The 15,707-nt window shown below is 54.0% G+C and carries 7 protein-coding genes; all 7 read right to left on the bottom strand.

What is annotated here, in order from left to right:
• Positions 1-7 precede the first annotated feature (7 nt).
• Positions 8-1,996, bottom strand: a complete 1,989-nt coding sequence (locus C5F52_RS27370; RefSeq protein WP_104801543.1) for a prepilin peptidase — start codon at positions 1,994-1,996, stop codon at positions 8-10.
• Positions 1,997-2,005: 9 nt separating this feature from the next.
• Entirely contained in the window at positions 2,006-4,165 is a 2,160-nt protein-coding gene (locus C5F52_RS27365; protein WP_104801542.1) for a site-2 protease family protein, read from the bottom strand.
• Positions 4,166-4,205: 40 nt separating this feature from the next.
• A complete protein-coding gene (locus C5F52_RS27360; protein ID WP_104801541.1) occupies positions 4,206-6,077 on the bottom strand; it encodes an efflux RND transporter periplasmic adaptor subunit in 1,872 nt (623 codons plus the stop codon).
• 15 nt (positions 6,078-6,092) lie between these two features.
• A complete protein-coding gene (locus C5F52_RS27355) occupies positions 6,093-6,869 on the bottom strand; it encodes an efflux RND transporter periplasmic adaptor subunit (protein WP_161499777.1) in 777 nt (258 codons plus the stop codon).
• Between the two features lie 59 nt (positions 6,870-6,928).
• Positions 6,929-8,497: a TolC family protein gene (locus C5F52_RS27350; protein WP_146100179.1), complete on the bottom strand. Its 1,569-nt coding sequence runs from the start codon at positions 8,495-8,497 to the stop codon at positions 6,929-6,931.
• A 20-nt stretch (positions 8,498-8,517) separates the two neighbouring features.
• Positions 8,518-9,306 carry a SapC family protein gene (locus C5F52_RS27345; protein WP_104801538.1) on the bottom strand — a complete coding sequence of 263 codons (789 nt, stop codon included), beginning with the start codon at positions 9,304-9,306 and terminating at the stop codon, positions 8,518-8,520.
• An 87-nt stretch (positions 9,307-9,393) separates the two neighbouring features.
• A complete protein-coding gene (locus C5F52_RS29965) occupies positions 9,394-15,699 on the bottom strand; it encodes a hypothetical protein (RefSeq protein ID WP_236658030.1) in 6,306 nt (2,101 codons plus the stop codon).
• Positions 15,700-15,707 lie beyond the last annotated feature (8 nt).

Genomic DNA, 15,707 nt, shown 5'->3' with positions numbered 1-15,707 from the left:
TTGAAAATTATTCAGAAAAAGAGAGCTGGCTTTCCACCCGTTGCTCTCGTTCAGCAAGTCGCTGTCGGGTTGCATAAGCCGACCGTTGCACCATGGACTGAGCCAACCAAATCATGGCTTTAGCCAAAAAAGCATGCGACGTAATGTAGTGGCTGTGGCGAATGATCAGCTCATAAATAGGCCCAAATGTCTTGGCCAATAATTCGTCGCGTAAGCATACGAAACCTAACGCCGTCCCCGGCGAACCTTGTCGCCCAGAACGTCCATAAAGCTGCCATTCAATTCGAGCAGCCTCGTGGGGCTCGAACATCAACACGCGTAAACCACCCCGCTCCAACACCCCACGACCCAATGCAATATCCGTCCCGCGCCCAGCCATGTTGGTCGAAATCGTGACGGCACCAATCTCCCCCGCACGCTCAACGATTTCTGACTCCCGCGCATGATGTTTGGCATTCAGCACCTGACACGGCACCAATAACGAACTCAATCGTTCGAACAAGGCCTCCGTATCTGCAATCTTGCGAGTCCCCACCAAAACCGGTGTACCTGCCTCATAAGCCTTGACCACCTCATCAATCACAGCTTCAAAACGCGGTACTGGATCGGAAAAGACCCGCACTTGCTCGACATGTAAACGGCTTGGAACTCGCGGCTCAATCTTGACGACTGGCAAACGGTAGGTTTTCCATAGCTCTGTCTCAATCCCTTGCAACGTGCCACTCGCGCCACTCAGGCGGTGATAACGCATGAAAAATATTTGAAAAGTCATGCGAGCAATTGTTTTCGGGGGGCTGCTCAGCTCCACCCCCTCCATGGCTTCGATGGCTTGGTGAATGCCGTGACTCCAAGAGCGGCCAGCCATGACACGCCCTGTTTTCTCATCGACGATGACTACTTTGTTTTCTTCATCCACCAAATAATGACGATCACGCAAGTAAACATACTTGGCCATCACAGCCAGTGACACCATACCCTGTGCACGCTCTTTGAATTGCCAAAAAGCAGGCAACAGATACGTGAGTTCTTCTATACGACGCTCGCCTTTGGGCGTAAATCTGATATCGGGAACCGGTTCTGTTTTGACTTCAAAGTCTTCATTCAAAGTCAGATTTTCAAAAATCTTTTTACCCGCCAACACGGCCTCAACCAACATGGGGTTGTCTTCAGAGGTTGAGATGATCAGTGGGGTGGTCGCCTCATCAATCAGCACATTGTCTGCCTCGTCCACGATCGCAGCCCAAAGGCCTCGGGTCACTGGACGGCGCGCAGTGGCGTCTTGACGCATCTCCCACAGTCGACGACGCACAGGGTCTTTGGCACCTGAGAGCAAGATTTGATCACGCAAGAAATCTGCCAATAACTGCTTACCCGTAGCATAAACCACATCCGCTTGATACAGCTGCGCGTATTGCTCAGGCGCAGTCTCTGTGGTGATCGCAACAACCGACACACCGCCTAAAGCCAAAAAACTCGCCATGGACTCAGCATCCCGCTGCGCCAAATAGTCATTGGCCGTAATCACATGACAAGGTCGACCCGCGCCTGCGTAAAGTGCAGCGGCCAAGCCGATGGCCAATGTTTTACCTTCGCCTGGGGCAAGCTGCACCAAGCGACCGTTGCGCATTTCTAGAGCGGCACGAATTTGTGTCACATGCGGCAACATGCCCAGCTTGCGCTTTGCAGCCAAGCACCATAAGGCCAAAAGTTGCTGGCGCTTTTCGGCTTCAGCCACCGTCATGCGTCCGACGTCACTGTTCACTTGCCTGAAACGCATATCTTTTGTTTGACGCTTCAGCTGCACCTCAAGCGCTGCATCCGTCAAATCCTCAAAGCGCTCAAGACTCTTGTAAACCTGCGCCACATCGTGATCCGTGGCTTTGGTGTTGGCACCTGTCCACGCATTCCAACGAATGCGCCAAGCTTGCCAGAAGGGCATCTCTTGGCTCGGATCCCGCGGCGGATGCCAATCTTCGCGCGCTAAACCTTGTTCCATGATGCCTTCTTAGCCTAAGTAGTAGCGCTTTTGGAACAGCTGACGCACAGACTCATACAAGCGTGCAAACACCGAACGAGAGGGCATATCAATTGACAACACCCCTTTGAGGCCACTCACCAATGCCACTTGATTTGCGGCATCTGGGGCTACTTGTGCACGTATTTCAAAGAAGTCTTCTGAACTGGTTTCGCCTTTGTTGTCTTGAGAAAGCACAGGCATATCGCCGCCCCCCATCCAACCCAGTGCAGCAGAGGGCAAACGATTGCGTTGATAGGGCAACACCACCAAATGACTGATCGGCAAAGTCTGTTCAGACTGGCCTACCAAGCGAAGTCGTAAACGGCCCTGCCCCGCATCAAAAATTTCCCGAGCATGCTCTTGGTTGACCACGGCGACGAACTCAAAAGGCGCAGTCGGGTCAATCACATGGCCCAACTCAGCGCCTTGCTGCACCCATGCGCCTACTTTTTCACGACTTTCGATGGAGACAAAACGTCCATCATGCGGGGCCTTCAAATCCAATGTTTCAAGTCGTTGCGCGAGGTCACTCAGGCGTTGTGTTTTGTTATCAATCTGCTTATTCACCGCCGTGATTTCTGCCGACTTTCCGGTCAATGCTTGACGTTGCAGAATCAGCAGTTCATTTCGCTCCATCTCTACCTGCTCAATATCTAGCAGCAAAGAATCTGGATCAATGGCCAACAAGGGCTGCCCCGCCTCAACCGTTTGCCCATACCCGAAGGCAGACTTCAGGATGCGGCCGTCGACAGGGGCAAACAAGATGGTTTGCCGACTAGACTGCAAGATGCCATGCGCGTTGAGCGAATATGGGAATGGAATTACAAAAAACAACAGGGCTAGAACTGCAGCCAATCCACCAGCACCCGCCACGGCACGCGAACGGTGTGTCTGCACCATGGGCCCCGTGAGGTGTTTGAACAACTGAATCATGGGCATAAACACCATGGCAATCAGCGTCGTCAACAAAACAACCAAGCCCAAACCAAACCAAAGATCCATCACAAAAAACACAATGCCCGAGGTCACCAACAAGCGGTAGACCAAGCTGACAGGGGCATAAATCAAGAACCACGTTCGTTCGTGCTCGTCGTCCACGGGGGCGATAGCCGCGTGACTACCCAGCAAATAGCGGTCACCCAAGTAGTACCAGTATTGCTGCGCTTTTTGGTAGAGATTCGGAATGCCTGCCCAATCTGCCAACATGTAATACGCATCAAAGCGCAGCAAGGGGTTGCCATTAAAAAGCAAACTGGAAACTGAACCGATCAACATCAAGTTGAAGCCCAAACTATTCACCAAACCCGGTCCGGTCGAGGCCCAAACCAAAGCGCCAACTGCCGCACAAAACAGGTCCACCAACATACCGGCAGCACTGACGAAAATTCGCTGCCATTTGTTAGGAAATGCCCACGTGGAGGTCGTGTCCACGTAAGGCAACGGCGTGGTCACCAAAAACATCAGACCAAAGGTATGCACTCGCCCACCGTATCGTTTGCAGACATAACCATGCCCCAACTCGTGCAACAGCTTGTTAACAGCCAAGCAAACGTACAACCACGGTAGATTGGCCATGGCAAAAGCACCTTGCGCGCGATCTGCCAGCGTGGATAAGTGCTGTAGAACCGTCAATCCACCCGCGAAGCAAACGACCAGCCAAAGCCCGACGACCAACCAATTGGGCACGTGCTTGAGTACTTGGTGCAGCTTGTCAAGCATGTGATCCGGATTCCAGAGGGGAACTCGGAAAAACAAAAATGAAAGCAGCTTGCTTTTCCACTCTTTACGCTTTTGCTCTTGCTTACGGGCGAAAATTTCAGCGTCATTGGAGCCGTCGCGAAAATAAAGCAAGCTCGACATATGCAGCTGTGACAACAGCTGCACCACCTCTTCTTGACCCGGCGCTTTGTCGGGAAAGTCTGTGAGGTATTTTTGCCAAGCATCGTCCACGCGAACATCGGGAGTTAGCTTCCGAATAAAGTCGTAAGCCTCCGTGCTGAGTCGGAAAAATCGATGCGAATAGGCGTCTTCTAAAACCACCCAAGCGCGACCACGCCAAAACTGCCGATGGACAACAACGCCTGGCAGCAAGCTCACGCGTGCATCGGCAATCTTGTACCAACTGTCACTGAATATGGCGCCTGACATGCTGCGAATGAAAGAAGGTAGATGAAAAAGTGAAGCGGTTTTAGAACCAGAATTTCAGTCGAATCACGTCCAGCAAATCATGGAACAAAATCCAAGCAATGCTGCGACTTCCGACTTCAATTTTGGCCAAACCTGTCATACCCGGGCGCCACCAATCCAACACGGGATCTTGGATTTCTGCCTTGACCAAAAAGTGGTTACCTTCTTGCCCTCGGACCTGCGCCATCGGCACAAAGTTGGAGACTTTGAAGTGCACTTCATTGCCAGTTTGGCTCAGAAGCAACATCACACCTTGGGCATTGGGTTGAATATCGCGAATGGCTTTCTCTGGCACTTGAATCGCCAAGTACAGACCTTCAACTTTGGCCACTCTCAGTAACTTGTCACCCTTTCGTACCGAAGAGCCTTGCAAGTTGCGACGCTCACCCTCCACGACAACGCCATCAAATGGCGCGCGCAGTACGGCCTGCTCTTGCTGCAGAAGAATACGTTTGAGTCGCGCTTGAACTTGTTCACGTCGAAAACGTGCGACTTGTGAGTCGGCAATCGCCATGTTGGCGCGCGCTTTGTCTTCTTCTGCCTGAAAGCGACGAATTTCAGACGTCGTTTCCAGCTCTTGCTGCTTGAGGTCGACCAAGTCCAGCACAACCATAGGATCACCTTGGTGGATAGAAGCACCTGCATCAACGAAAACCTGGTCAACCCGACCATCAATCTGCGAGGTGATTTGACGCGTGCTGTCGGTCGTTAATTGACACGATCCTTCAACACGGTAATTCCAGGTTCCAAAGCACAAGACAAGGAGAACAAATGCAATGCTCACAGCAGAGAATTTCACCCAAGGCCTGCCAGGACCGAACAACACTTGCAGGCCATCGAGCAATCGCGCCTTCAACCGCCCACCCAACCACAAGTGGCGTTGGTAGGCCTCCTGCAATCGGGGGTACATCATCTCCAAGACCAACAACAAATGGTTCAAGGCAGCATCGGTCAAACTGCGCTGCTTGAACATCAACAACAGGACCGCTTGAGTCATACCTGAAGCGTCGCGCACTGGCACACTGATGACCGATTGAATCTCGGGCATGTTGTCCAATAAATCGCGATGCGCTGTAGGCAGGTCATCCTCACGGGCATCTGGTGTTTGGCTCGCTGTGATGACTTGGTCAACTGAAAAAACTTCCGTGGCCGACGCCTCAAGGGCTTTGACTAAACGAGAGTTTTTGTCAAAGTGATCCATGTGGCTAACGGCCATCAGCACGCCCTCTGAACCCTGACGCCAACATAAGGCCGCTTGGCCTAATTCAAATTGACGTGCAGCGCCGTTCACCAGAGACAAAGCCGCTGAACCAAAGTGTCGCTGCTGCATCACCGTGGTCGCTAAATCAAGCAAATCCAACAAACTGGGCTCAGAGTCGCCGGCAAAGGGCTCGACGGAATCACCGGGGACTTTCTGCGCTTGACTTGGAGGGGGCTGTAGCGGACGTAAGTCCTTGGTCAACAAAGCGCGAACCAAGGCTTCTTTCAGATAACTGCGCTCGCGCTCTGGCAGCGCCAACAGGAGATAGGTCTTAGACACATCCCTCAGCGGCAGTAACAACACAATCGACGCCAAGCCATCTGGCCAGTGCACGGTGTCATGCGAGTACCCCAAGCGATCCGCTTGCTCAATCATTGCGCCTTTGAGTTGCCCCACCAACCACTGCCCATCCTCGGCTCGACCATGACAACCACGCAGCGACCATTGCCCTTCGCTCGCTTCAATGACGACGGCTTTGTCTGCATGACACAGCGTGGCAACCAAACCTGCGTACTCAGCATAAAAGGAGGGTGCGCGAGGTCCATAGACCAACTGCTGCAGTCCTTCAATGACCTGGCGCGGATCTGTGGGAGGCGATGTTTTATCAACCATGTGACAACAACTCAGTTAACCCGCAGAGGCAGATTTAACGGCACGGACAGTTCCCTTCAAGCCCGGACGAATCTCGCCATTGGGGTTTGGATAGCGCACACGCACATCAACCAAACCGCTGGCAGCATCGACCACAGGAGAGACATATTTAACAACCCCCGTCACCGTGCTTTTCGATGACTCAAACACGCCCGCCAGTTTGTCGCCTTTTTTCAAGCGAGCGGAAAATGCAGGCGGCACATTCAGGCGTAACTCCACATGGGAAAGGTCGGCCACCTTGAGCACCACTTCGCCCAATCGCGCCCACTCACCCGGGTCAAATAAAACATCGGTCACGACACCGGCAAAAGGGGCACGCAAAGTGCGCAATGCCACTTCAGCTTGTGCAGACTCCAACTCAATTTGCTCACGTTTCTTTTGCGCTTTCAATTGCGCCACCTTGCCTGCCGCACCTGAAATTTCCAACTGCAGCTTCAGCAACTCTTCTTCAGAGATAGATTGCGTGGCCGCGCTCACCTCTTGGCTGATCTTCCACAACTTAGATGCCAGCTCCAAGCGTTCAACCGATGCCACGTACTCGCTGTTGTCTTGGAATACATGGGCACGCCGTTTCACCTCAATGCGTTGCACGCTATCTTCGAGCTCAACCAAGGCTTGCCCCGATGACACTCGGTCACCCGGCTGTACCAATAAACGCTGAACCAATCCCACAACAGGAGCACTGAGCTGAATGTCATGCTCCGAATACACAAGGCCCACATAGTCTTGCGCCTGAACATGTGCGCCAAACACACAAAAGCACAGAAGCAAAACTCGGTGAAACCAAGACAAATTACAAACGTATTTCATGGTCATTGCAAAGTAGTGGGCGGCAGCACCGCCTCAACGTGATGTGTTTCCAACAGCGTGCCATCCGCCAGCGACAAGGCCAGCCTTGCGATTTCAAGGCGACCCTTGGCGTCCAACAATCGGATTTGCGCCTCTAACAAGTCTTGGTCAGACTGAATCAAACCACTGACCAAACCTAGCCCTGCCTCAAACCGCAATTGCTCCGATTTGCGCAGTGCCGTTTTGAGTTGGACATCCGATTGATAGATCGCCACTTCTTTGCGTGTGCTGTCAATTTCACTGCGTTTAGAAAACAAATCGTTTTCTAAAGAAAGCCGAACGGCAGACAGTTCGGTTTCTGCTTGCGCCACGCGCAAATTTTGAGCTTGAAACTGAGCTTTTGCCTTTTCATTACCCAGCAAAGGCATTTCAAAGTTAAAACCAACCCACCAGTCTGGATATGTGTTTTGCTTCACCAAACTTGCGGAGGTCCTGAAGGCCTCTGCCAAACCATTGGACGAGTAGGAATACTGGAGGTCAAGGGACGGCAATCGCTGATTCGCGGCATATGCCAAACGGGTGCGCGCTTGCGCGACCTTAAGCCTAGACACCTGAAAAGGTGCCCAATTGTCCAATGCATAGTCGACAACATCACTACCGTCGGCAGATGCTTGTACGCGCGGTTCAAACGCATGAGGTTGCAACTCAACACCCGTAATATCAATGCGACGATAGTTCAACTGGGTCAGAAGACGTGACTGCAATTCATTGGCATTTTGTTGATAACGCACCCAATCTGCTTGGCGCGTCAAACGAAAACGATCCAACTCTTGAATTGAGCGAGGTGGTAATTTACCGGCCAACACGCGCTGACGGGCATCGGCCACCAAGGCCTCTGCAGTTCGAAACATCTCATGCCTCAAGCCAGCCACTTGATGGGCCATGTGGGCCTGCCAATAAAGTGACAAACCTTCACTCAAAACTTTGAGCAACTGCTGACGTGACTGCCAAGCAGTGATCAGCGATTCATATTCGGCAACCCGCTTGTCAGCCTCTGTTACTGTAACGCCAGCACCTTTGAGCAAAGGTTGCTTGACCGTCACAATCAGAGCACTGTTAATTTCTGATACGACAGGAGCCATGATGTTGTTGGCTCTCTCTACTATGCGAGCACCAATGGTCACCTCCGCACCTGTAGGCAGCAACTGCTTGATACCAGTTTCGACACTTTTTGCGTTCTCGATCAAAACTGGATCAGTTTGATTCAGAACGGTGATCTTTTTCTCTTCCGTTGTACGTTGACGTTGGGTATCCGTCTTTCTGTAATTCCCGTACATCACCGACTCATACAGTGCAGACTCGGCTGCAAAAATGCGCTCAGCCACCTCTTTGCTGTAGCGGCTGTACTCAATCTCCAAACTTCGCATCAACAGCAGTTGCGCAAAGCTGGTGGGGTTCAGAATCAATTTTGGGGCTGGACTGGCCTGTGACGACGCCGCCACAGGCTCAGCCGCCTGCACAGCACCTATGAGTGCTAGGCAGGACAAACCAACAACAAGGCGCAACTTAGGTAGTTGCTTCAACAGAGTCAACACCCAAGGCCCCTAGAGGCTTAGGCAGCAGTTGTCGTGCGACGTTTGCGAGCGTTAGTGGACTTGCCAGAGTCTTGTTCGTCAGAGGCTGCGGCGTCATGCGCAACGGCCTCTTTCTTCAAATTCACCAAGCGCTCAATTTGAGGCAAGGAAATCAGATGTGCGTAAATTGCTGGCAGATAGCGTTTGGCACGAACTTCTAAGAACAAGTTGTCCGAGAAGTTGTTCAAACGCTCTTCATTGATCACATAGCAACCGGTGATGTTCTTGACTTCATCAGCAGCGTTGACACGCATGTTCAGAGGTGTCAACAGGTTGTGCTCGCCCAAGAATTTGGTGAACTCGCGGGTCAATTGATCCATTTGCTGCAACTCAGCCAAATAACGACGCACGTTTTCAATCACTTCGGTTGGGTTACCTTGTTCGTCGAACATGGCATTGCCTTCGGTCTCGCTCAGCAATTCGCTGGCTTCGTCCACACACACCACATAGCGATCTTCGTCTGGCACTTTGGTCAACGCAAAGGGGTAACGGCGAATCATGGCAGGCACATACGAAGCCTCCCAAGTACCTTGGTCGTTCACGAACAGGTTCTCACCTGCATCCAAGCCCATCAACACCACAGGGCGAAAGTCGTCGGCTTCTTTGTCTTCCAAGAAAACAATGGGGTATGTTGCAGCCGCGCGAACGAATTCGTGCATGGTCACATAGGCGATGTGGAATTTCGAAGCGAATTCAAAGTCAGCAGAAGGCTTAACTTTGAAATTTGCATGACGCTCTTTATTGACAGGAACCATTTTCTCAAACATCAAAACTCCTAGTAAATCACTATTAACAACAAAAACAACAGGCAATTCTATTTGAATCAAACCTGCAAAGACGCCAAAACTTTGCCTTTAACTAGGATTTACTTCTAGTAACAGTCGGTTATTTGCAATTGGCAAGCCCGTAGACCAAGCCATGGGACTGTTGATCTGAACGTCAGAGGGAACAGGATTGCTCGCGGTCGTACGCATGCCGTAGCTCAAATCTGACAACAAATCGCTGCTGTTGACTTCATTGGCTTGCGCCGACGCCATGGAAGGACTGGCGACCGAAGGCACCCACATCGCCCCAGCGATCGCGTTGGAAGCGTTCAATGGGGACGTTGTCACCACGTTAACCGCAGGATTCAGGGCTGCAGCATTGCGCAATGCAACATAGCTGCTATAGCCAGCTTCAATTTTGTGAACGACTTGCTCAAGCAAACCGCTAACCTGCGTCTTCGCCGCCACCACCTGTGAGGGGGCACTCCCCACAATCGTCGCTTCCCGGAAATAGGCATTGCGTTTGATCAAGGTGTAGAAAATTTCCCCGCTCGCGTTGACGTCACGAACCACCGACCCACTGGGTGCAGACACCTGCATGAGTTGCGCCTGAACCACAACAGCTTTCTGCGTGCCGATGTCGTTCACATTGGGACCGTTACCGTACAACGACACCGTCTTCGCACTGACCATACCGGTGGTTGAAGAAGCCGCACGTATCGTGCCACTCGTACTGTCCAAAGCCACGCCACCCACACTCATCGCAACCGCTGTGCTGGCGTTGAGCTCACTCACAAGCACATCACCTGCGGCGCGCAACGCCAAATTGCCACCCACCGTATTGAGCTTGGCGCCGACTGTCATCGCAACTTGTCCGGTTGCCGAACTCAAGCTCATACTTGTCGCTGTTGCACTGACCAAATTCACATCAATCAGCACATCGCGCGCGCCTGCGCTGCTTCCACTGGCTTGTACCGTGAACTGATCACTGTTGATATTCCATCTGGCGGTACCAGTCGAAATGTCATCCAAGTTCACTTGCGTACCCAAAACAGTCACCGCCTTGACATGCTCATTGAGCAGGCTGTCATTGGCCAGCGTTGTTGCGCGCTCTGCATCACCCAAAGTCAGCGCGGCAAAGCTGTTGTCGACCATCGCCATGGCGAGCACCGTAAGCTCTGCGGAATTGGCGCTATCCATAACGCCACCGTGCAAGACCAACTGCCCTGCCTGAGTTCCGTCAAGCGTCACACCCGCAGCCAAAGCCAAATGATTGGCACGGATGTTCAAAGTCGCCATATCGGTGGTACTTGCCGTGTCGTTTTGCAACTCAACACCGCTGCGCGTGACGCCGTTGAACACGCCTGAACCCAAAGTCACCGTGCCGCTGTCAGCCACCAAGGTCAAGGTCACACCGGGTTTGACCGTGATGCGACCGTTGATGGTGATATTGCCACCCACTGCCGTCAGCGTGGTGTTTTGGTTCACCAGCACCGAGTCATAAATGGTGATGTCGCCATCCTCAGAAACGGTTGCACCGTCGTAAGTAACCGTCGAACCTGAACCATAGATCGTCAAACCTCGGCCTTGAATGTCGCCGATCACTTTGACAGAGCTGCCAATGGTCTCAGTACCGCTCACCAGCAAACCAGAGGCCACCAACACCAATGGTGCATTGAACACCAATGGATTACTGTTGGCTGCGCTGTCAGACTGCAACCAAATGCCTTGTCCAGGCGCTTGGCTGCCCACAATAATTTCTTTCAGCTGCAAAGCTTCTGTTTGGCTCTTGCTACCAATCAAACCCACCTCAGCTCGGTCTAAGTGAACCAAATTGGTCGTAGGCGCATTGGAGGAGGTCAAAAAATCGCCCAACACGAAAGGTCGTGTAGGGTCCACGACCGTGCCTGCGGCGACTGTTGTCACCGTCACAGAGTTGGTGCTGTCAATCGAGTCCAAACGGGCAGTCTGTCCGGGCAAGGTCACCTCAAAAGTACCGCCGGCACTGACCACGGGTGCATCAATTTGGACATCCAAGCCCTTAATTCGCACTGGTTTGCCGCCGTAGTCCACCACTTCACCGGCTGCAACAGCGGGAAGCTCAAATGCACCTTGCGTCGAGGAAACACCCACATCGCCATTCACAGACGAGACACTGCTCATCTGCGCCTTTTGAAGGGCGGTGACTTGCACAGCACCCGAATCGCTTCTAACTTGACCACCCTGCTCTTGCGAAATTGAGCCTTGATCAGACTTCAAAGTGATGGTGCCGTTACCCGTGGTGAGGACTTGTGAGCCAGCTTTCAACAACAAATTGCCCGTTTTTAAGCGCACGTCCAAGGCGCCGCCATTTGACGCACTCAAAACACCATCAATGATCAGGCTATCTGCCTCATTGATATACGCACCACCACTGCCCGCAGAGACGGACAAACTATTGACTTGGGTCTCTAAGAAATGGTTAACACTGCCAGCCCCACCGGCGTTGCCTGTGGTGAGGTACAAGCCTGAAGCGGTCACATCGACAGCACCGACTTGACCACTCAACACACTTCCCGTCGTGCTTAAACGCACATCACCCGTAGCTTGTAGCGCTGCATTGATTTGCAAATCATGCGTCGCTTGCGAGCCCACTTGCAACACCAACGAACCGCCGGCTTGAATACCCGACACGTTGTAGGCGCTACCCAAATTCAAGGCGCTCACCTGTAAGCCAACGCTGTCGTTCAAATACACAGACCCATTCGCATGCACCGCCAATTGACCCAGTTGGGTCATGATCGCTTGTGCGCTAGAACCCACATCGCCACTGACGTTCAACACCAACGAGGTCGCTTCGATGCTGTTGCTGGCATCTTGCGCCAGCAGCGCTCCGCCAACCTCCAACCCCATGACAGAAGTCGTGCTGATCTTGTTGCCTGTCGCAATCGTCTGAGATTGCAAGGCGCCATTCGCATCCATGCGATTGACCGTAACCGGCACATCGCCAATCGTCAGGCCATCCGTTTCCTTCACGAAAATACCACCAGACCCAGCAGAGATAGACAAAGTATCTAAGGAGGTTTCAAGCGCATCGCTGTTGCTACCCACAGCACCAGCACTGCCAGCGCTCATCCATAAGCCCAATGCGGTCACGTCAAGCGTGCTGTCGCCATCGATCACAGAACCACCCGCTTGAATGGCCACACGACCGGCACTGCTGATGATTTGGCCAAGTGTCACGTTGCCCGCACTGGCTATGAGACTGACGTTGCCGCTTGTGGTGATAGTCGTTTCATTGTTGCTAGCACCAGCACCCGCATTAACCATGGTGATGGCTTGTGCAGCTTGCACGTCCACCGTGCCAGAACCTGTGACGGTGATGTCACCTGCGGCAGACAAGTTCACATCGCCAGCGTGAGAGACCACGCTGACAAAGCCACCATCGGTGTTGAGTCCTGAGGTCACATTCAATGTGCCTGCGGCAGTGATGACCACAGAGCCATTCACAGCACTTGCGCCCGATTGCGCGGTATCCGATGTCGGCGTAGCCAACAAGCCCGTCGTTTGAAGTCGACTCAAAGACACGGCGGAAGTCGTGCCAACGTCGAGCGCGCTGGCATCGGCCACATAAATGGCGCCATTGCCGGCGACTGCGCTTAGTTTTTGAACCTCTAGCTCGAGAGCGTTGGCTGAATTACCCAGCGAACCCAAGCCTTCACCTGCATTCAAGCGAAGATTCGAGGCATAAATGTCGGTCGCATTGCTGTCATTGGTATCGAGCACAGACCCACCAGCGGTGAGGCTGACAGCGCCCCATGTCGCTTGGCCAGTCAGTGTTGATGCGGCCCGGTCTGCGGCACTGCGTGTGTCGATCAGACCCAAGGTCACATTTTTAGCTGGCGTTGCAGCTGTCAGGCGAACGTTACCTGTATCCGTTTGAATCAGCGCCTTGTTGGTGCCATTGACTTGCATGGTCACCGCACCAGTCGTGGCTTGCACTTCGACCGTGCCACTGCCTGTGGTGGTGATGCCCCCAGATGAGCCCATGGTCACATCGCCCACCGTGGCGACCACACTCACCACGCCGCCAGACGTGCTCACGCCTGCATTCAAAGTCACACCCGCATCTGCGCCTTGCAAATACAAGTTACCCAGGGTTGAGGTGCCCGTCAATTGAATAGCTTGGTTAACCGTCAAATCGCGAGTTGCCGTTAGCACCACCGAACCATTGGCCGCACTAACGCCAGATTGCGTAGCATCGCTTGACGCGACACCCAATGTGCCATCAGCTTGAATGCGGCTAAAACTCACAGTCGATACCGTGCCGATATGAAGTGAATTCATGGCCTTGATGCCCACCACGCCAGCCTGCGCGAGCACGCTGAGTGTGTCAACTTCGACCTCAAGCACGTTGAGCGAATTGCCCAACACACCGACGGCTGCACCTGCGTTGATACGCAAGCTAGAGGCGTACACATCCACGGGTGCATTGCCCGTCGCTCCCTCGGTGGACGTGTCTAGCACTGAACCGCCAGAGATCAAACTCACAGCGCCCCAGTTCGATTGATCCGTCAGAGTAACGGCCGCTCTGTCTGCATTGCTGCGCGCATCGACCAGACCTAATGTCAAATTCTTAGTGGCTGCAGCGGCACTCACACGCACATTACCAGCGTTGGTTTTGATCACCGTCTTGTCTGTGAACGTGGTGCTCATGCGCACCACGCCCGTGGTGGACTCCACGTCCACACCTTGACCTGCTTGCGCCAAGGTGATGTCACCCGTAGCTGTGAACACCACATCGCCACCACCGCCCAACACCGTCATCGAACCAGCAGCAACCGTGCTGGCTGCGCTGACTTCCACACCCGCTGTGGTGCTCTTCAACAGCACAGAACCCGATGTTCCAGCGGCTACCAACGATTGATTCAACTGCAATTGGCCGTTGGCTACCACCACCACCGAGCCATTGGACGTTGACACACCACCTTGCGATGCATCAGCCGTAGCGGTCTGACTCAACGCACCAGACGCGGTGACACGACTGATGCTCAGTGACACCGTGTCCAAAGCCAAGTTCGAAGCGTCGGCAATCGCCACAGCACCTGTGGTGGAGAAAGTTGACAGCAACAACACCTCTAAATCGAGCGGATTTGCTGTAGAAGCCAAGCTACCGATACCGGTTCCTGCCTTGACGCGCAAAGCGAAGGCATACACATCCGTCGCTCCGTTTGTGTCTCCATCCGACACAGCCCCGCCAGCGATCAGGCTGACAGAGCCCCACCCGCCTTGACCGGTGATGCCCGATGTTGATCGGTCTGTCGTGGTACGCGTATCAATCAGACCCAGCGTCACGTCCTTGCCGGCGGTCGCAGCGCTCACGCGAACCTTACCGCCATTGCTTTGGATCACGTTTTTGTCTGCGCCACTGATTTGCATCGTCACTGCGCCGGTCGTGGATTCGATATCCACCGTGCCGCTGTCTGCCACGGTGATGTCGCCCGTTGCGCCCAGCGTCACATCGCCCGCTGTCGCCACCAAGCTCACCGAGCCACCTGCCGTGCTCACGCCCGCGGTCACGCTCACGCCTGCACCCGCGCCTTGCAACAACACGTTGCCCACGGTCGTTGTGCCTGTCAGTGCCACAGCCTGCGTCACGCTCAAAGCGCCTGCTGCTGTAATCGCCACCGATCCGTTAGCTGCGCTCACGCCCGACTGTGCTGCATCTGTCAGCACCGTCGTGTCCATCGTGCCGTCGGCCTTGACTCGGCTCAAACTGATGGCTGCCGTCGTGCCAACTGCTAAGTCGCTTGCGTCCGTCACACCGACCGCGCCGGCTGCTGCCGCTGCGCTCAGGGTTTGTACTTCCACTTCCAGCGCGTTAGGCGTTGTGCCCAGCACGCCCACGCCCGCACCTGCGTTCATTCGCAAGTTCGAGGCGTAAATATCTGTTGCGCCGTTGCTGTCTGCGTCCAACACCGAGCCGCCTGCGGTCACGCTCACGGCGCCCCAGGTTGCTTGGCCTGTCAGCGCTGACGCTGTGCGGTCTGCTGCGCTGCGGGTGTCGATCTGACCCACGGTCACGTTCTTCGCAGCCGTTGCGGCGCTCACGCGCACATTGCCTGCGTTGGTTTGGATCACGGATTCATCTGTGCCGTTCACCAGCATGGTGACGGCGCCAGCGGTTGCCTGCACGTCCACCGTGCCACTGCCTGCCACCGTGATGTCGCCCGTTGCGCCCAGCGTCACATCGCCCGCTGTCGCCACCAAGCTCACCGAGCCACCTGCCGTGCTCACGCCCGCTGTCACGCTCACGCCTGCACCCGCGCCTTGCAACAACACGTTGCCCACGGTCGTCGTGCCTGTCAGTGCCACAGCCTGCGTCACGTTCAAAGCGCCTGCTGCTGTAATCGCCACCGATCCAT

It is taken from the genome of Limnohabitans sp. TS-CS-82, from assembly GCF_002943475.1.
Note: the sequence above shows the minus strand (reverse complement) of the source record. Positions and strands in the feature narration are given on the sequence as shown.

What these genes read in the sequence shown, in the direction of transcription:
- C5F52_RS27370 (WP_104801543.1), bottom strand. Translation starts at nt 1,996, where the DNA reads ATGGAACAAGGTTTAGCGCGCGAAGATTGGCATCCGCCGCGGGATCCG.
- C5F52_RS27365 (WP_104801542.1), bottom strand. Translation starts at nt 4,165, where the DNA reads ATGTCAGGCGCCATATTCAGTGACAGTTGGTACAAGATTGCCGATGCA.
- C5F52_RS27360 (WP_104801541.1), bottom strand. Translation starts at nt 6,077, where the DNA reads ATGGTTGATAAAACATCGCCTCCCACAGATCCGCGCCAGGTCATTGAA.
- C5F52_RS27345 (WP_104801538.1), bottom strand. Translation starts at nt 9,306, where the DNA reads ATGTTTGAGAAAATGGTTCCTGTCAATAAAGAGCGTCATGCAAATTTC.